The sequence below is a fragment of the Nocardia sp. NPDC004722 genome, assembly GCF_053601505.1.
Genome location: NZ_JBSGBY010000007.1, coordinates 24,292 through 41,360, shown reverse-complemented (window position 1 = coordinate 41,360; position 17,069 = coordinate 24,292). Strand labels below are relative to the sequence as shown.

Below are 17,069 nucleotides of genomic sequence, written 5' to 3'. Positions count from 1 at the left end.
GAGTTCGGCCTGGGTGAAGTTCTGGAAGGCGAAACCGACCTGGTACAGCGGATGTCGCCCCGGAGACCGCACCGGGTCGATCGCATCGACAACGTGCTCGAAGGGCACGTCGGAATGCGCGAAGTTGGCCAAATCGCGGGTACGGGACGTGGCCAGCAGTGCCGTGAACGGCTCAGCGAGCTCCACGCGGGTGCGCGACACCGTGGTATTGACGAACATGCCGACCACCCCGTCGAGAGCGGGCTCGGCACGTTGGGTCATCGGGACACCGATCGCGATATCGCTGGAATTGGACAGTCGCGCCAGCAACACCGCCAACGCGGTGCGCATGAGCATGAACAGACTCACCCGCTGATCGCGGGCCAAGGACAGCAATGCCGCGTGCACGGCAGGCGGCAGCATCTCATCGACGGTCGCGCCACGCAGCGACGCGATCGCCGGCCGCCGCCGATCGGTAGGCAGATCGAGTTGGTCCGGTAGTCCGGCCAGTTCCTCGGTCCAGTAGCGAAGTTGCTGCGACAGCAGCGAACTGGTGTCGGCACGGGATCCGAGAAGCTGCTGCTGCCACAGCGCGAAATCGGCGTACTGAACCCGCAGCGGTGGCCACGTCGGAGCAGTGCCGCTGTGGCGGGCGGAGTAGGCCAGTGCCAGGTCGCGCGCCAGCGGCGCCATGGAGGATCCGTCCGCGCAGATGTGATGCATGGCGCAGACCAGGATGTTCTCCTGCGGGGTGCGCAGCAGCCGAACTCGCAGTGGCACTTGGGTAGTCACGTCGAATCCCTGCCGCAGGACGCGATGAACGTGGTCATCGACCGAATCGGCGGGGATGTCGAGTACGGCGAAGCAATCGACGGCCGCGGCGGGATCCACGATCAGTTGGTGCGGTCCGTCGTCGTCGGCGGGATAGCGGGTGCGCAGTGCCTCATGGCGGGCGCACACGTCGGTCAAGGCGTGTTGCAGCGCGGTGAGGTCGATGCCGGGCAGCCGTAGCGCGAAACCGAGATTGTCCACCGCGGCGGCGGTGTCGAACTGGTTTCGCAACCAGAACCGCAGCTGATTGGCCGACAACGGAATTCGCTCGGGACGCGGACCGGCCAGCAAAGCAGGACGCGCGAGGTCGAACCGCTCCGAGCGGATCGCGTGCGTCAGAGCCGCTACGCTGGGATGGTCGAAAATCAGCTGTACGGGGATCTGCGCATTCCACACATCGCTCAATCGCGCGGCGGCCTGGGTCGCCAGCAGCGAATTGCCGCCCACGGTGAAGAAGTCGCTGTCGGCGCTGAAACCCCGGTGACCCAAGACATGCGCGAATGCCTCGGCGACGAGGTCCTCACCGACACCAACGGCACGACGAGATCGTCTGCGGGCGACGGGCAATGCGCGCAGCGCAGCTTTGTCGATCTTCCCGGCGGGCGTGAGGGGGAATGCCTCGACCACGGTGATCGACGCGGGCACCATGTACAGCGGCAGCCGGGCGGCGAGTTCGTCACGCAAGGTCGCGGTGTCCGGCGTCGTCGCGGGCCGGGGCCGGACGAACGCCGCGAGTTCGATATCACCGGTGGCGGTGAGACGGTCGACGGTGACCGCGGCGGTGATGCCGGGCAGGTCGGCGAGGGTGGCGTCGACTTCGCCCAATTCGATACGTCGGCCGCGGATTTTCACCTGATGGTCACTGCGGCCGAGGTACTCCAATTCGCCGCTCTGGGTGCAGCGAACCAGGTCCCCGGTGCGATACATACGCTGCCCCGGTCCGCCGAAAGGGTCGGCGACGAAGCGTGTCGCGGTCTGTTCGCAGTGGCCGGGATATCCGCGGGCAACAGCCGCACCAGTCAGATACAACTCACCTATCGCACCGACTGCGATCGGGCGCATCTGCGGATCGAGTATCCGACAACCGATGCCCTTGATGGGCTGGCCGATCGATACCGTGGCATGCGGTTCCAGTGGTGTGCTGAGGGTAGCGGCGATGGTGGATTCGGTAGGGCCATATGCGTTGTGGAGCTTTCTCGGTCCATCGGCCCACTTCTCCACCAGAGCGGGTGGACACGCCTCTCCGCCGACCACAACGGTGTCCAGCCCTGGCAGCCCGGTAGGTTCCAGGGTCGCCAGGACCGAGGGAGTGAGAAAGGCGTGGGTGATGGCATGGCGGTGCAGAAAGGTGGCGAGGTCGCTGCCGCCGAGAATGGCCGGCGAAGCGATCACCATCGTCGCTCCCGATCCCACCGCGAGCAGCAACTCCAAGATCGACGCATCGAATGTCGGTGCGGCGAAATGCAGGATGCGCGCGGTGGGTGGAATCGAGAGGGTTGCGCGGAGTTCGGCGCACAGGGCCGCCAATCCCTGGTGGGTCACTGCCACAGGCTTGGGTTGCCCGGTCGAGCCCGACGTGTAGATGAGATAGGCCACGTTAGCCGGCCGGATAGCGCCTCGCCGGTCGAGATAGGAGACCGGCGTAGCCGCGGTTTCGGAGAGTTCGGCCAGGATCTGTGAGTCATCGATTGCCAGCCAAGGGATTTGATCAGGCAGATCGGCCACCAGGCTCTGGTGAGTGAGCCCGTAGGTGCAGCGGCTGTCGCTCAGTTGGTAGTGCAGGCGAGAGTGTGGGGTCGACGGATCCAGGGGAACGAAGGCCGCTCCGGTTTTCGCGATCGCCCACAGCGCGATGATGGAGTCGATCGATCGTGGTATCGCCAGGGCCACAAGATCTTCGGGCCCGATGCCGAGCGCGCACAGTCGGCGAGCCAGGGCGTTGCTGCGTGTATCGAGTGCGCGATAGGTGACGTGGGAGTCGTCGGTGATCAGTGCGACATGGTCGGGGTCGCGTTCGACGGCGGCGGCCAGCAGTGTCACCAGGGTGGGGCCACCGGTGCCGTTGTCGCGTCGACGAGGCGAGCGAGAAGAGGGCTGCCGGGGGTGCTCACGCATGTGTGGTCCTGCCGTCGGTGACGTCGAGTGTTCGTTGATACTACGATCGCCACGAGGTTGGTTACGGTGTTGCCACACAATGGAAGTGCTGCGGTGTGAGGGTAGGTGGTTGGGGCCACCTCGGGGGTTGGCGATGATCAGGTTCAGCCGTGGTGGTGTGGTCGTGCGATGCGGGCAGGTCCGGGCCTGGTGATGACAGCACCGGTGCTGGGGTTCATGTCACCGACCGTGGTGATCAGCACTCCGGTGATGCGAGCCAGCTCGGCACCGGAGGGGGTGGTCGCGGTGTATTCGCCATTGTTCCAGCGCAATTGGATGAGGGGGTGTTCCGCGGTGAGTGCGACGTCGTCGAGGGGCACCGTGGTCAGGGTGTCGAAGCCTGCGAGTAGTCCGATCGGGATGTGACCGCTGGGGTCGGCGAGGTAGAGGCTCAGGCGCGCCAGGGTGTCGAGCAACATGATCGGGGTGTGGAACGTGGCGAACGACGATACCCATGGACCGGGCGCGAAATGGTAGTCGGCGGTGAGGGTTTGCGTGCTGCGTCGGACATTGTTGATGGTGTCGAAGACCCCGGAGATGTGCAGTAGATCGGTGGCTGTGTCGAGGCGGACCGGGGCCACGGCCGCGGCCCCGGCGGCGCGGGGATGGCGTCGCTCCGCGGGTGCTGGTGGCCCGAAAAGTAGGTCGGTGGTGGCGTGCAGGGTGTCGGGTCGTAGGAGGGCGCCGGAGGGGCCGACGAGGTCGGACAGGATTCGCACGCGCACGGTCGTGACGGTGGCGGTCGTGGCGATGATGGTCGCCTCAGCGCGGGCAGGGGTATCGAAAGCGCGGAGGTAGGTGTGAAAGCGGGCGTTGCTCAGTGCCAATAGCGGCGCGTGGGGGACCAGTTGGCGGGCGGCCTCGACGGCAAGATCGAGGATGGCGCTGCCGGGAAGGATTGGGCGGGTGCGGTAGCGGTGGCCGCTGAGCCAGCCGTGAGTGTCGCAGTGATACGTTCGCCTAACGGTGGTCTTCGCCCCGGTGGATTCGGTTGCGGTCGATACTGTCGCGGTCCGGTGCGGTCGCGCGGTGTGTGGTGGCGGAGCTTGGGTGAGGCCGTCGGCGGTGAGCAGTGCACGGTCGCTGGGGCGCAGGAAACAGGTCAATGCTGGTGGCGTGGTCCACGAGAGTGCGCGCAGAAATTCGCTGCTGCCGGTTGTGGGGTCGAGGGGGCGCACGAACGGTCCGCCTCGGCGAAGGCGTTGCTCGATCAGGTCGTCGACCATCCCGACTCCGGACCAGGCCATCCACGCGATACTGAACTCGTTCGAAGCGCGTGCCGGTGATTGTGCTGAGCTGCAGAGGAAGTCGTTGGCTGACAGGTAGTCCGTCATGCCGGGGGTTCCTGCCAGCGCGGAATAGGAGCTGAAGTTGCACCAGCGAGTCGGTGGGTTCTCGGCCAGGGCCTGTTTGAGGTTGAGGTAGCCGATCACCTTGACATCGCGCACTTTCTGGAAGCCGGGCAGCCGTTTGCGGGGCAGTGTGGCGTTGTCGACGTGTCCGGCCGCATGGACCAGCAGGTCGATGCGGCCGTGACGCGCCAGGACCTCGGCCACAGTGTGCTCGACCGCTGCCGCATCGGTGACGTCGCATTGCAGGTAGGTCACCTTGTCGGTGCCGACCAGGGCGGTGAGCCGGTCGAGGGTGCCTCGGATCTCGCTGCCGCGGCGCAGCAATCGGTACTCGGCCAGCAGGGTGGTCAGTGCGGCGTGAGGTTCGGCGATCCTGGCCGCGCGCAGGTATTGCTCTTGTGAGGGCGGTGGTCCGGCGTCGGTGGCGGGTTCGCTGCGCCCGAGAAGGTAGAAGTGTGCGCCGACGCGTTCGGCCAGACCCACCAAGGCAGCAGCGGTAATCCCCGTGGCGCCTCCGGTGGCCACGACCACGGAGCCGGCCGTCAACGGAAACTCGGCTGCGACAGTCACGGTGGCCGAGACCAATGCTGGTTCGAGCCGACGGTTGCCGACATGGGCGACTACGCCGACGGCTTGGTGATAGCCCGATTCCGTGGCGAGCAGCTCCATCGCGGTCGCGGCGGGGAGGTCGGTGAGAATCGTGGCGCACCAGCAGTCACGCAGCTCACGGCGTAGGCCTTTGGTGAATCCGGAGAACAGACCCGTTGTCGGCGAGGGTGATCGGCCCAGGACCGCGTCCCCGAGAAGCTGGGCACACGAGAGCAGATCCTGCCCGCACAGTCGCGCGGTCTCGAACAGCAGATCGTGGAGGGCCAGTAAGCGGTCGATGCCCATGTGCGGGCCGGGGCCGACATTGGTGATCACCCGAATATGGGAGGGGCGAAACGGTAGTTCCTCCAACAGGTGTCCGATTCGGTCGGCGGCGATGGTGTCGGGGCGCAGGACCGCGATGTCGGTGTGGGCGTCGAGGTCGAGATCGAGGTCGGTGAGCACGATGGTGTGCGGTGGGATCGCCGCCAGTGGTGTCCGTGTGGCCACGCGTGGTTGCGCGGGTACGAACTCGACCGTGACGATGTCGCTCGACGGGTCGGGTATGTCGGTGTCCGGGTGGAATTGCACGCTGCGACCGGCGTGGGTTGTCGGGTACACGGTGTGTGCTCGACGTTCGAGGACTGCTCGCAACAGCGGTAACGCGGAATCCAGTGTCCGGTAGATGGGTTCGGGTCGGGCCGGGGTGGTCGGGCGTGGGAGCGATGCCGTCGGTGCGGACGTGAGCGTGCCCAGTACTGGCAGTCCCAGCCGTCGCGCAGTGGCTGCTCGGGTCAGCGCCAGGCCCACCGCCCCTTCACCCAGCGCTGGTGCCCCGACGATCTGGGCCCAGGCCTGGTGGCTGTCGGCGTCGAGGAGGCCGGCCAAGGCGATGTCGCAGTGGTCATGGCGCAGCAGCTGTGCCGCGGTGCGGATCACCGACAAGACCGTGTCCGCACCGGCGTCGACAGCCAGGTTGGAGCCATGGAGATCGAAGTGGTTGGCTACCCGGCCCGCGGTGAGGTTGAACAGTGTGCCCGGTGCGGAGTCTTCGGAGATGGGCAGACTGTGTTGGTCGATGAGCTGTCGCAGCGGCTCAGGTGCGGTGAGGGCGTCGAGGTAGATGCGGGCATGATTGGCCAACCCGGTCCGTGAGAGCCCGCTGGAACCGATGACCACCGCGACGGTGGAGTCAGCCGTGTCGAGGTGTCCGAGCAGATCGCTGGCCAGGCGCAAGGCCAGCAGTTGCGCACGGTCCATGCGGGCGATCGCCGAGGCAGGCAGGCGTAGTCGAGCCGACGTCGGTGCGGGATAGACGTCCCCGAAATCAGGAGCCGGCGCAGGCCCGCTCCCGGTGAGCCACGCGGTTACCGCGTCGGCACTCATGTCGGGAAACGCACCCGCCCAGCCGACCACGACCACCTCGTCCTCGGGTGGGCTCTGTGGAGTGTAGGCGGGCAGGGAAGGGTGGTCCTCGGCGATGACCAGGTGTGCATTGGTTCCGCCGAATCCGAACGCGGAGACCCCTGCTCGCCGTGGTGTATCGGTGCGGCGAGGCCAGGCAGTGGCAGTGGTGGGTACGCGCAGGCGGGACCCGGGCGTCGAGGCCGCATCGAGTGGATGGGTGATGCCCGGCTGCGCGGGAATCGACGAATGTCGCAGCGCGAGGAGCACATGCAAGATCGACAGCAGCGCCGCGGCAGGCCCGGTGTGCCCGAAAACGGCTTTGTTGCTGGTCACCGGACACGGCACCGCCCGGTCTCGCAGCAGGGCGGCGAGGGCGTCGAGTTCGGTGGTGTCGCCGCGGGGAGTACCGGTGCCGTGGGCCACGATCCAGTCCAAGTCTCGCGGGTGGACTCCCGCCGAGGCCCAGGCGCGGGTGAGGGCACGGGTCTGCCCTGCGGGATTGGGGGAGTGGATGGCGCGACCGCGGCCGTCGGAGGCCAGCCCGACACCCAGGATCACGCCCAGGATGTCGTCACCGTCGGCGCGGGCGCGGGAGAGTGTCTTGAGGGCCACGGCGGCGGCGCCGTCGGAGAACAGTGTGCCGGTCCCCTCGGCGTCGAGAGCCCGCACTGTATCCTCGCGGGCGAGCGCGCCCAGTTTGCTGAAGGTCACCATGAGATGCGGTGACACCAGTCCCGCAGCGGCGGCGATCGCTATGTCACAGCTGCCTTCGCGCAATGCCATCATCGCGGTCGCGACGGCGTAGGCGGCCGAGGAGCAGGCGGTGTCGAGGACCACCGATTCCGTTCCGGTGGGAACGATCCCGTTGAGCGCGTGGGCGACCCACTGGTCGGTCAGTAGGCCGGTCCGATCCGGTGATGGTGTGACCGGCGTGGTGCCCGCGAGGGTGTCGAGCATCGCTTGCGCCGCTACGGGTTCGATCGCGGGGGACAGGTCGACAGTGGCGGCGATTGCGGCCATCCATCGGTCGTCGGAGCGCGCGGTGAGTGTATCGGTGGCCTGTAGCAGGGTGTGTCGCAGAATGGTCGCAGCGTGCTCGGGCGAATGCCATGCGCCGCTGGCGGATTCCTCGGCCAGCCTCGAGTGGGCGGGGAACTCACCCAGGAATCCGCTGATGCGGGTGTAGGACCGATCCGCGGCGTCGGGCTCGGTGGCCCAGAAGTGGTCGATGTCGAAGCGTGTGGGCTCCCCGAACGCCGACTGTCCGGTTATCAAAGCGGTCCACATGCTCGCCAGGTCGTGCGCGCCGGGTGCGGCGACTCCAGCGCCCACCACCGCTATCGGTTCCCCCGACGTCATCCCCGGAAGAGCGGGGGCGGTTGAGACGACGGTCCCCGACACCGGTGGACGGGTCTGGGCCAGTGAAGGGGCCGAGGCGCTGTCGGTGGCGGTGTTCGCCCCGTCGGCGTGTGGCTCGGTCACGGTGGTGCACGATGCCCGGGAGGCGGGGTCGGTGAGCAGGAGTCGGTCGGATTGCACTGGGGTTGCAGGTATTACGGAGTGGCCGCCGGGCAAGGATGCGCCGCCGTCGGCGAGCAGGACCTGGCCGGTAACTGCGGCGGCCTGTTCGGAGGCGAGGAATCCAACCAAGTGCGCGAGCTCTTCGGCGGAGGTGAGTCTGGCACGGGGTGTGGTGGCGACGACGCTGGATTCGTTCAATCCGAGCAGTTGCATGACGGGGCTGTCGATGACCCCCGCCGACGCCACGTTGACGCGAATCCCCGCGGGGGCGAGCTCCACGGCGAGGTAGCGGGTGAGGTGTTCAACTGCGGCCTTGGTGGTGCCCAGTGCGGCATAGTTGGTGATGACGCGGTGCGCGCCCACTGACGACAGATTGACAATCGATCCGCCAGCGGGTGCCATCAGTTCTGCTGCGCGGCGTGAACACCACAGTGTCCCCATGACATTGGTGGTGAAGGCACGCTGCCAGTAGCGCTCGTCGAGCTCGTCCAGAGGTAGGATGGCCCCGGCGGCGGCGTTGTTGACCAACACGTCGAGTCCACCGTGGGTGTCCTTGATTCGGGTGAACATGCGATCGAGCTGAGCGCGGTCGGCGACGGAGGCACGAAACAGCTCCAGCCGCCAGCCCTGCGTGCGGGCTCGCGCGGCGAGCGCGTCGGCGTGCTCGCGGGAATGGAAGTAGTTCACCAGTACGGTCGCCCCGCGTTCGGCGAAGTGACGGGTAATCGCCGCTCCCACTGAGCGTGCGCCGCCGGTCACCAGCACACGGCGACCCGACATATCCCCCGTGCTCGTCCTGGCTGGGCTCACGCGCTGCGCCCGGACCGGTCGTTGCCTACCGCCTCGGCGATGTGGCGCAGTGTCGGAAACTCCAGCAACCGCGGGTGGTGGTCAAATCGGTCGGTGCCGAACTGCTTGCCGACAATGGCGAGCAACTCGGTCTGTTTGAGCGAGTCGATCCCGAGGTCGGCTTCCAGATCCGCCGAGAGAGTCATCTCCTCGAGCGGATAGCCGAGCCGCTCGGCATACAACCGCTGCAGCCGCACCGCGACAGACTCGACTGTCTCTTCGGCGGCGGGCGCGATCGCCTGCGGTACGGGGGTGGGCCTGCCGGGGTGTGCCGGTGACTCGGTCCCGCTCCGGATGGACCCGTTTGCCGCAGTGACTGTTTCGACGATGACAGTACTGGGCAATGTGGCTTGCACGCAGCGCGTCAACTCGCCTTCGCCGCAGTCGACGAAATGGTCTGCGCCCTGGGCGTGGAGGGTGCGCACGGCGTCGGCGAAACGTACCGGCCGAATCAGGGCGTCGGCGAGGACTGCGGCGGCATCCTCGCTGGCCTGGTGATACCGCGCGAGGATCGGTGAATACACTGGTACCTCAGGCGTGCCGAGGGCGTATTTCACTGTGTCTGAACGGAATTCACCTCGAACACTCGCGAGCGCGGAACTGTGGTAGGGGTAAGGTGCCGCGAGTCGGTGCACCGACCACCCCATCTGTGTGGCGACCTTGCCCGCCAGTGCGAGCTGCTCGGTGTCGCCGCTGACAACGCACTGGCGTGGGGCGTTGACGCAGGCCAGTGTCAGTCGCTGCGCGTCGATCAGTCCGACTAGATGGTGCGCACGGCCCTCGTCGACACCAATGGCGAGCATTCCGCCGCTGCGGGCACCGGCCCGCAACAACTCCCCACGTCGGTACACCAGGCGGGCGGTATCCAGCGCCGATATCGCACCGGCACAGGTCAGGGCCCAGAGTTCGCCGAGGCTGTGGCCCACAAGCGCATAGGGGCGGGCGCCGTGCGCGCTGGCCCGCCGATATCGGTGGATCGAGGCGACGAATTGGGCAATGTGGGCGTCCTCGGGTGCGGGTTCGTCCTCGCGCGCATCCTCACGGCAACGTTGGGTGAGGGTGGGGCGACCGAATTCGACTGCTGCCCGGTCACAGTCCTCGACAATCGCCGCGAGTGCCGGATCCGAGACGATCGCGCGCAGGGCCATCGCAGACGGCTCATAGTTGGATCCGGCAAAGAGAAAAACCCTGTGTGATGCGGTCATGGACGCGAGAGCTCTCGTGTTGAAATTTCGAACAATGCTGCGCTGCACGGCTTTTGTGTCCGAGAAGGCAGCGGAAAGGCTCCTACTCGGTCATCACATCGACGTTGGGAATTGTAAGCAAACCCGATCGACGATCGGCCAATCTGTGCCCGAAACTGCTGGTGAACCACAGTTTTCACTATTGCACGACTATTGCTCGCGCCTCTCCGGGCTATTCCCATTCATGGGAAATGTGCCGGAGAGATTCACGACTCGCAACGGTTCCGGTCGTCGCTGGATCTTGCTCCGATTCCCCGTCTGCATCGTCATCGAGCCCTCGAAGGCTGTGAGCTCGGGATATCTGACTCTCTACGAAGGAGATGGTCCGGGCTGTCCGCGGCTCGGTCGCGAATCTTGCTGATCCGCAGTGGGGAAGTGGTGGTGTTTTCGCGTGGTCAACTGGCGACGATGACGTGATTGCCGCCGTGCTCGGCGATGATCGGCATATGACGAGTACTCAACCATCTCGCTCGCGGCACGGCTGGAAACGGGTTCTGAAGGCAATCGCCGCGGTCGCGATTACCGTCGTGTGGGGCCTTGCGGGCCTGGTCCTCGTCACGATCAATGCGTTTTCTGCTGGTTGCGATGTGAGGGTGACATGGGCTAGCCCCAAAACGGCCGATCACGCCACCGGGGTCATCGTCGTCGGACTTATCTGGGTTGCCCCATTCGTCGTCGCCGCCGTGCGACGCCGCACCTGGCTGAGGCTCTTCCTGGTCGGCATCGCAGCCGTGGTGACGATCCTTGCCGTATCCAACAGCGGCTGCGTGGGTATCGCCTGAACCAGCCCGATCGCCTGGGAGACCGCGCTCTGGAGCCTCGCGTTGAATGTATGCGCGGGGCCGTTCCGCGGCGTAAACCTAGGAGGGGTGTGCCCTATCGATACCGAGCGTGGCGATGAGATCTTCATGCAGTTCGAACCAAATTCGGTGGGCGGAGCCGTTTTTGGTGCCGGTAATCATCGTGGGATCGTCGGCGGCCAGCGGGAGGGGCGCGGCGAAGCGAGTGTGATAACCGGAGAACCGGGCGAGCCGTTCGCTGAGCGGAATCGTCAGCTGCGCCAATTCCATTGCCAGGCTTTCCAATTCAGCCAGAATCGGCCTATCCCGTAGGGCGTTCCGGTGGTCGTTGTCCTGCATCCTGCCGTCGGGCAAGATGGTCAGCTGCCAGTCTGTGCAAGCCCGCACCAACCGCGCGTTGAGGGGAAGGAACATGCGGTAGATATCTTCCACGAAAGCCTTTGCCTCACACTCGAAAAGCTCGTCGGCGAGTTGTCGCTCGTTCTCCGCACGTCCACTGTCGGTGAGCGACCACCCGGCGTCCGCCCCGAAACGGAAGTGTCTGACCCAACCACGATCGCGGAACTCGCGCAGGTGCGACTCTGCGCGGCCGATAGGCATTCGGTACCTGTCGGCCACCGCCTGCGTATCGACGAATCCACCGAGGCGAATCGAGTGTAACGCCAGCAACGAACTATGTGAGAAGTGCGTCATCGCGGACCTCTTTGGTGTCGTGCAACCTGGGTTCAGCGATGTCAACGTTGCGTTGCGCGCACGGCATGAACGTATCCATTGGTTCCATCGACCGAGACGATCTGATGATTCGCCAGGACTCGCATCGCTCCCTTGCCCGCCACCACGGCCGGAATCCCGAACTCACGGGCCACGATTGCCGCATGGGACAGAATTCCCCCGGTTTCGGTCACTACCGCGGCGGCGATGCCGAACAGCGCTGTCCAGGTTGGATCTGTTGTGCGACAAACGATGACATCGCCCGTCCGAACCGCGTCGAAGTCGGCGACACTGCGCACCAGCCGGACCGGACCGGCGGCAATACCGCAGCTCACCGGGGCGCCGGTGATGACGGGCGCTTCTGACATCTTGCTTTCTCCTGTCCACCGAGATGATTGGGCATTTCACGGTCGCGTGGTAGCCGTATAGCGCTCGGCGACGCGGGTCGCGAATCGTTTCTGCGCGGCCTGCTTCGAGACGCCGAGGTGGGCACCGATCTCCGCCCAGGGCGTGCCCGAGTTCCGGGCTTGGTCCACGAAATAGTCGAGCAGTTGATCGGTCAGGAGCAACCAATGCGCAGCGTGAGTCACCGCCGCCGCCAACCGCTCCAGACTGCTCTCGGGGTGTGCACGCTCGAGCGCGACGATTGCTTCACCCAGCGCCGCCTGTCGATCCATTCGTCAACCATAAGTTGACGAGTGGACGATAGTCAACTATTAGTTGACGACGTGGCGATGACTCGCGGATAGCTGCGTCGGCGTCGAATCGAACCAGGAGGTCTGATCATGGCGACTCGGCATTTGTATGTGGTGCGACATGGCGCGGCGGACCCGTTCGGCGAGCTGACCGACGTCGGGCAGCGACAGGCGGAACTGCTCGGCGAGCGCCTGTCGAGCGTGCCGGTCGATGCCGTCTGGCATTCGCCGCTCGCCAGAGCGGTGCGGTCTGCTCGGATCGTGGGTGAGCGCCTGCCGGGCGTCTCCGTGAGGGAAGCGGCCGAACTCGTTGACCATGTGCCGCACGTGCCGCGCGAGATGCCTCCCGACTGGGCCGGATTCTTCGACGGATACGACCCCACGGAAGCTGCTGCGGGCGAACGTCTTTCGGATGCACTGATTAACAGGTTCGCTCGCCCCGCCGCAACCGAGACCCATGAGGTCCTGATAACCCATGCCTATCCGGTGGCCTGGCTGGTGCGGCACACCCTCGATGCGCCACCGGCGCGGTGGCTGGGGCTGAACTGTGGAAATGCGGCGCTGACCGTGATCGAGTATCGCGACGGGATTGCGCCGACGCTGCTGTCGTACAACGACATGGGCCACCTTCCACCCGAGCTGCGGTGGACCGGGTTCGGCCCCGGCGTGCGGCCGTGAGGGGTCCAGCGGCAGGGAGATCCTGTGCGGTGGCGGGCGCAGCAACGACGAGATCGCAGACGACGGCGTCTCCTCGGGTGCAATCCTTCTGTTTCGATCAGTCACGTCGCAGCCGTGATGTCGTGCAACACTTCTCGACCAGTCGCGGCGACAGACACCCGATTGTCTGCTACGTGAATTGGGTCGTTCCCGTTGGCGGCGATGGCGTGTTCCCATTGATGGGACGCAGGATGGACTGGCCGTGCGAGGGTGTAGCGCATGATGGCATCTTTGCTGGCGACGCCGGGTGTGCCGGTAGTCCGTACCGATTTCTCCGACCAGGCCGCCTGGCAGCAGGTGAAGGCCGGGATCGGCTGGGTGACACCAGACGAATTCGAGGCCGATGTGACCTTTGTCGACGACCGGACATTCGCCGGCGTCCCGGTCAGCGAGATACTGCAGCACATGCCGGACGGCAGCGGGCACTCGTTGCTGCTGATCGTCGACGAAACCACAATCCAATCTTCCGAGCACCCGGTTCTGGTCGTGGATCTCGGCTCGCCGGCCGCCCCGGACCTCGACTGGCCGGGCCGACCTGCCGGGCGGTCGTTCCGCGCCCTTCCGCACACGATCCAAGAGATCGAAAACAATCTCTCGATCTCGAACATGGACTGGGAGGACTTCGCCGAAGCAGTCGACGACGACGGCGTCCTCCGGGAGCACTCGCTCTACGGCCGCATCGAGGACTTCGCTGAGGATCAGATCGCCGATTAGCGAGAGAACCTCAGCTTCTTGTAGCAGGTGAGCGCTGCTGCATAGTACTGGCAGGACCAGTTTGGGCCTTGGTGTTCGACTGCGGCGATAGCAGACTCAACGTTATGGGCAACAACGACTTGGGTGAGTTCTTGCGGGCGGGCCGTGCCAGACTCACGCCGAATGAGATCGGTCTGCCGGTCGAGTTCGGTACTAGCCGCCGGGTTGTCGGTCTGCGGCGTGGTGAAGTCGCGCAGCTGGCGGGACTGAGCACCGAGTACTACACCCGTCTGGAGCAAGGTCGCGCCAGGCAACCTTCCGAACAGGTATTACGTGCGTTGTCAGAGGCGCTGCGGTTTGATGATATTGAACGGCGGCATCTGTTCGCCCTCGCAGGCTCGGCAGGCCGTCAGAAGGATGGGGCAGAGCACTCGGCGCGACTGCGGCCGGCGCTGCGACAGGTGCTCGAGTCCATGGAGCTGGCGTCCGCGTTCGTCAGTGATCGAAACCTCACGGTCGTCGGCGGAAACACCTTGTGGGAGTTGATATTTCCTGACGTAGCCGCTCTGCCTCGCCAGGAACGCAGCATGGCGCGTTGGACGCTGTTGGATCCGCGAGCCCGCTTGGTGTGGTGCGACTGGGAACGTGTCGCCCGCGATTACGTGCACGGGTTGCGGATGGCCGCTGCTGCCCAGCCACGCAACCAGCGCATCGCCAGTTTGATCGGAGAGCTGATGATGCGTTCGCCCGAGTTTTCGGTGTGGTGGTCAGAGCACCGCGTCCAGGAACGCAGCACGGGACTCAAACGTTTGCACCACCCTGTCGTGGGTGACCTGGAATTGCAGTACGAGGTCTTCGCCTCGGTCGCCGACCCCGGGCAATCGCTCGTCGTCTACTCGGCACAGTCGGGTTCGCCATCCCACGAGCGTTTGCGTCTGTTGGCCAGCTGGGGTAGCGAGCCCGTCCTCATGACTGCCCAAGACATCGCCGTGGAGCCTCGACCGCCGGCCTGATCAGGCAATCGCCGCCAGCGGGTACGACGTTCGCCGTACCCGCGGTCGATGCTGTCCTACCCAGTTCCGCCTGACGGCCTGACATTTCATCAACGAAAGGACATCTATCGTGAGTAAGAACTTCTTGATCACCGGCGTTAGCACTGGACTCGGACTGGCTATTGCCCGACGAGCACTGGCGGCGGGGCACCGCGTCGCGGGCACGGTGCGTACCGAACAACAGGCTGCTGCGTTCGAGGCCCTGAGTCCCGGGCGTGCCCGTGCGTTCTTCCTGGACTTGACCAATGCAGACCGGATCGAACCGACAGTGCGAGCCGCCGAAACGGACCTGGGTCCGATCGAAGTCCTGGTGGCGAACGCGGGTTATGGGCTTGAAGGTACCTTCGAAGAGTCCTCGATGGCCGATCTGCGTCGGCAGTTCGAGGTGAACGTCTTCGGCACCGTAGCGACGGTGAAAGCGGTTCTGCCGGGAATGCGGGAGCGGCGTGGGGGACATATCTTCGTCATCACCTCGATGGGTGGACATACGACGTTCCCTGGGTTGGCGTTCTATGAAGGCAGCAAGCACGCGTTGGAAGGAATAACAGACACTCTTGCGCAAGAGGTCAATCAGTTCGGCGTGCGGGTCACCGCAGTAGCCCCTGGCGCATTCAAGACCGACTGGGCTGGGAGGTCGTTGGTCCGCGCACCACGCAGCGTTCCGGACTATGACGCGCTGTTCGACCCGATCCGGGCCCGGCGCAAGGCTCTCGCCGGGCAGGGGATCGGCGATCCCGATCGCGCAGGCGATGCTATCCTCGCTCTCCTCGATGCAGAGAAGCCGCCCGTGCATGTCCTGCTCGGCTCGGATGCGCTACGCCTCGTCGCCGCCGGACGCAAACGGGTCCAAGACGATTTCGATGCTTGGGAAATGCTCAGCCGCTCTACCGACTCCGCTGATGGTGGAGTAACGGTCGCCTGATGCCGCGACTGAACCAAAAGTGTGGACGTCTTCTCCTGCAAAGCTATCCAGCGGCGGGTGGTTATCGCCGAATCACGTTGCGTGGCAGAATAATCCAGCTCGGCAGATCGCGGCGAAGAACGGGCTCCAGTCCGACTACATCCATGTCGACAACGGCTGCCCGGTGATCAGCTAGTGCCGCGTCCGGGAAGGTTGATGCTGAAATCGGTGCCTGGAGTGGCGGGTTGAACATCGGCCGGTGAGGCGTGATGCTGCCGGTGGAGGTGATGCCGGTGGGCTCGCAAACCGGATGTGTTCGTCAGAGCGGTGACCCCGGAAGAAGGCCGCAAACTGGCTCAGATCGCGCGACGTAGCAAGCAACCGGTCCGGATGCCGGCGTGCAGTGGTGGTGATGGACTCGGCGCAGCATCAGCCGGTTGGGTTCATCGCCAAGTTGATGCAGGTGTCGGAATCGTATGTGCGGCAAGTCATCCACGATCTTAACGAGAAGGGGGTTCGACGCTTCGGACCCAAAATGGAGCGGGGCAGGCCGGCGAAGACCGATCGACCGACGCGGGAAGCGGATCTGTCAGATCGCCCGGTGCTGTCCCCGCGACCTGGGGGTGGCCGTTCTCGGTGTGGAGCCTGTCGAAACTGGCGGAAGTGTTGCGTATCAACGGTATTGCCGAGATCAGCCGCGAACCCGTCCGGCAGATCCTCAAAGCTGGCGGGGTGTCGTGGCAGGCCACGAAAACTTGGAAAGCCAGCAACGAACCCGAGTTTCAGGCCAAGATGGCGCGGGTCCTCGACCTTAACGATCATCCGCCCACCGACGGGCGGGTGATCTGCGTGGACGAGTTCGGGCCACTGAACCTCCAACCCCGTAGTGGCCGCGGCTGGTTCGCTGCCAGGAAGCCTCGCCGGCTGCGGGCGACCTACCTCCGAACCCAGGGTGTCCGGCATTTGTTCGGCGCCCTGGACCTGGCCACCGGGCAGTTGTACTACCGGATCCGGGACCGGAAACGCTGGACCGAGTTCCTGTCATTCCTGAAATCTCTGCGGACCCGGTGGCCAGGCCAGAAACTGTATCCGATCTGCGACAACTACTCGGTCCACAAGCGTGCCGAAGTTCGCGCGTGGTGCGCCGACAACGCTATCGAGCTAGTTTTCCTGCCGACCTATTCGTCGTGGCTGAACCGGATCGAATGCGAGTTCGCCGCGCTGCGGTACTTCGCGCTCAACGGAACCGATCACCGCAGCCACGGTGCACAGGACGATGCGATCGGCACCTACATCCGCTGGCGCAACCAACACGCCACACCCGTCCGCGACTTCGCAGTCGGATCCAAGATCCGGCACCCCGATTACCTACCCAACGTTGCCTGACGTGGCACTAGCCGGTCTCCGAGCTGCTGATCGATCTCAACGTCCTCCGGTTGCATTCGCGGCCGCACGCAGTATTGATAACCCGGACGCGGAGGCTCCATGGTCCTGTCGTTCACCTATTCGATCTGGCAGATTCCCAACTGCGGGAAGTATGCTGCGGCAATCGATCTTGTAGGTGGAAGTGGTTGC

12 protein-coding genes and 1 pseudogene are annotated in these 17,069 nt (G+C 65.2%); 7 read left to right on the top strand and 6 right to left on the bottom strand.

The window, feature by feature from the left end; translation table 11 throughout:
- From ACWELQ_RS02265 to ACWELQ_RS02255, 3 genes are all read right to left on the bottom strand, one after another.
- Positions 1-2,925: amino acid adenylation domain-containing protein (locus ACWELQ_RS02265; protein WP_452395205.1), on the bottom strand; the 2,925-nt coding region annotated here is incomplete at its 3' end.
- 143 nt (positions 2,926-3,068) lie between these two features.
- Positions 3,069-8,612: an SDR family oxidoreductase gene (locus tag ACWELQ_RS02260; protein WP_452395204.1), complete on the bottom strand. Its 5,544-nt coding sequence runs from the start codon at positions 8,610-8,612 to the stop codon at positions 3,069-3,071.
- A gap of 26 nt (positions 8,613-8,638) precedes the next feature.
- Positions 8,639-9,934, bottom strand: coding sequence for an acyltransferase domain-containing protein (locus ACWELQ_RS02255; protein ID WP_452395203.1), 1,296 nt, complete (start codon positions 9,932-9,934; stop codon positions 8,639-8,641).
- 311 nt (positions 9,935-10,245) lie between these two features.
- Between ACWELQ_RS02255 and ACWELQ_RS02250 the strand changes: the two genes are divergently transcribed.
- Complete coding sequence (locus tag ACWELQ_RS02250) at positions 10,246-10,707, top strand: hypothetical protein (protein WP_452395202.1); 462 nt, start codon at positions 10,246-10,248, stop codon at positions 10,705-10,707.
- Positions 10,708-10,785: 78 nt separating this feature from the next.
- On the opposite strand, the gene ACWELQ_RS02245 is transcribed toward ACWELQ_RS02250, so the two are convergent.
- The 3 genes from ACWELQ_RS02245 to ACWELQ_RS02235 form a co-directional block, all read right to left on the bottom strand.
- Positions 10,786-11,418, bottom strand: a complete 633-nt coding sequence (locus ACWELQ_RS02245) for a hypothetical protein (protein ID WP_452395201.1) — start codon at positions 11,416-11,418, stop codon at positions 10,786-10,788.
- Between the two features lie 41 nt (positions 11,419-11,459).
- Positions 11,460-11,735 carry a PEP-utilizing enzyme gene (locus ACWELQ_RS02240; protein ID WP_452395200.1) on the bottom strand — a complete coding sequence of 92 codons (276 nt, stop codon included), beginning with the start codon at positions 11,733-11,735 and terminating at the stop codon, positions 11,460-11,462.
- Between the two features lie 105 nt (positions 11,736-11,840).
- Positions 11,841-12,113 (bottom strand): hypothetical protein, encoded by a 273-nt coding sequence (locus ACWELQ_RS02235; RefSeq protein WP_452395199.1) that lies wholly within the window; start codon positions 12,111-12,113, stop codon positions 11,841-11,843.
- Positions 12,114-12,221: 108 nt separating this feature from the next.
- Here ACWELQ_RS02235 and ACWELQ_RS02230 point away from each other — a divergent pair, with 108 nt between their 5' ends.
- The 6 genes and pseudogenes from ACWELQ_RS02230 to ACWELQ_RS02205 all read left to right on the top strand — a co-directional run bounded on the left by ACWELQ_RS02230 (position 12,222) and on the right by ACWELQ_RS02205 (position 16,880).
- Positions 12,222-12,809 carry a histidine phosphatase family protein gene (locus ACWELQ_RS02230; RefSeq protein ID WP_452395198.1) on the top strand — a complete coding sequence of 196 codons (588 nt, stop codon included), beginning with the start codon at positions 12,222-12,224 and terminating at the stop codon, positions 12,807-12,809.
- A gap of 258 nt (positions 12,810-13,067) precedes the next feature.
- Positions 13,068-13,562 (top strand): DUF6924 domain-containing protein, encoded by a 495-nt coding sequence (locus ACWELQ_RS02225; RefSeq protein WP_452395197.1) that lies wholly within the window; start codon positions 13,068-13,070, stop codon positions 13,560-13,562.
- A gap of 104 nt (positions 13,563-13,666) precedes the next feature.
- Entirely contained in the window at positions 13,667-14,554 is an 888-nt protein-coding gene (locus ACWELQ_RS02220; RefSeq protein WP_452395196.1) for a helix-turn-helix transcriptional regulator, read from the top strand.
- A 109-nt stretch (positions 14,555-14,663) separates the two neighbouring features.
- Positions 14,664-15,515, top strand: coding sequence for an oxidoreductase (locus tag ACWELQ_RS02215; RefSeq protein WP_452395195.1), 852 nt, complete (start codon positions 14,664-14,666; stop codon positions 15,513-15,515).
- Between the two features lie 391 nt (positions 15,516-15,906).
- A pseudogene (locus ACWELQ_RS02210) lies at positions 15,907-15,996 on the top strand (helix-turn-helix domain-containing protein); the annotation flags it as partial.
- Between the two features lie 134 nt (positions 15,997-16,130).
- A complete protein-coding gene (locus tag ACWELQ_RS02205) occupies positions 16,131-16,880 on the top strand; it encodes an IS630 family transposase (RefSeq protein ID WP_452395194.1) in 750 nt (249 codons plus the stop codon).
- Positions 16,881-17,069 lie beyond the last annotated feature (189 nt).

What these genes read in the sequence shown, in the direction of transcription:
- ACWELQ_RS02260 (WP_452395204.1), bottom strand. Translation starts at nt 8,612, where the DNA reads ATGTCGGGTCGCCGTGTGCTGGTGACCGGCGGCGCACGCTCAGTGGGA.
- ACWELQ_RS02250 (WP_452395202.1), top strand. Translation starts at nt 10,246, where the DNA reads ATGGTCCGGGCTGTCCGCGGCTCGGTCGCGAATCTTGCTGATCCGCAG.
- ACWELQ_RS02245 (WP_452395201.1), bottom strand. Translation starts at nt 11,418, where the DNA reads ATGACGCACTTCTCACATAGTTCGTTGCTGGCGTTACACTCGATTCGC.
- ACWELQ_RS02235 (WP_452395199.1), bottom strand. Translation starts at nt 12,113, where the DNA reads ATGGATCGACAGGCGGCGCTGGGTGAAGCAATCGTCGCGCTCGAGCGT.
- ACWELQ_RS02230 (WP_452395198.1), top strand. Translation starts at nt 12,222, where the DNA reads ATGGCGACTCGGCATTTGTATGTGGTGCGACATGGCGCGGCGGACCCG.
- ACWELQ_RS02225 (WP_452395197.1), top strand. Translation starts at nt 13,068, where the DNA reads ATGATGGCATCTTTGCTGGCGACGCCGGGTGTGCCGGTAGTCCGTACC.
- ACWELQ_RS02220 (WP_452395196.1), top strand. Translation starts at nt 13,667, where the DNA reads ATGGGCAACAACGACTTGGGTGAGTTCTTGCGGGCGGGCCGTGCCAGA.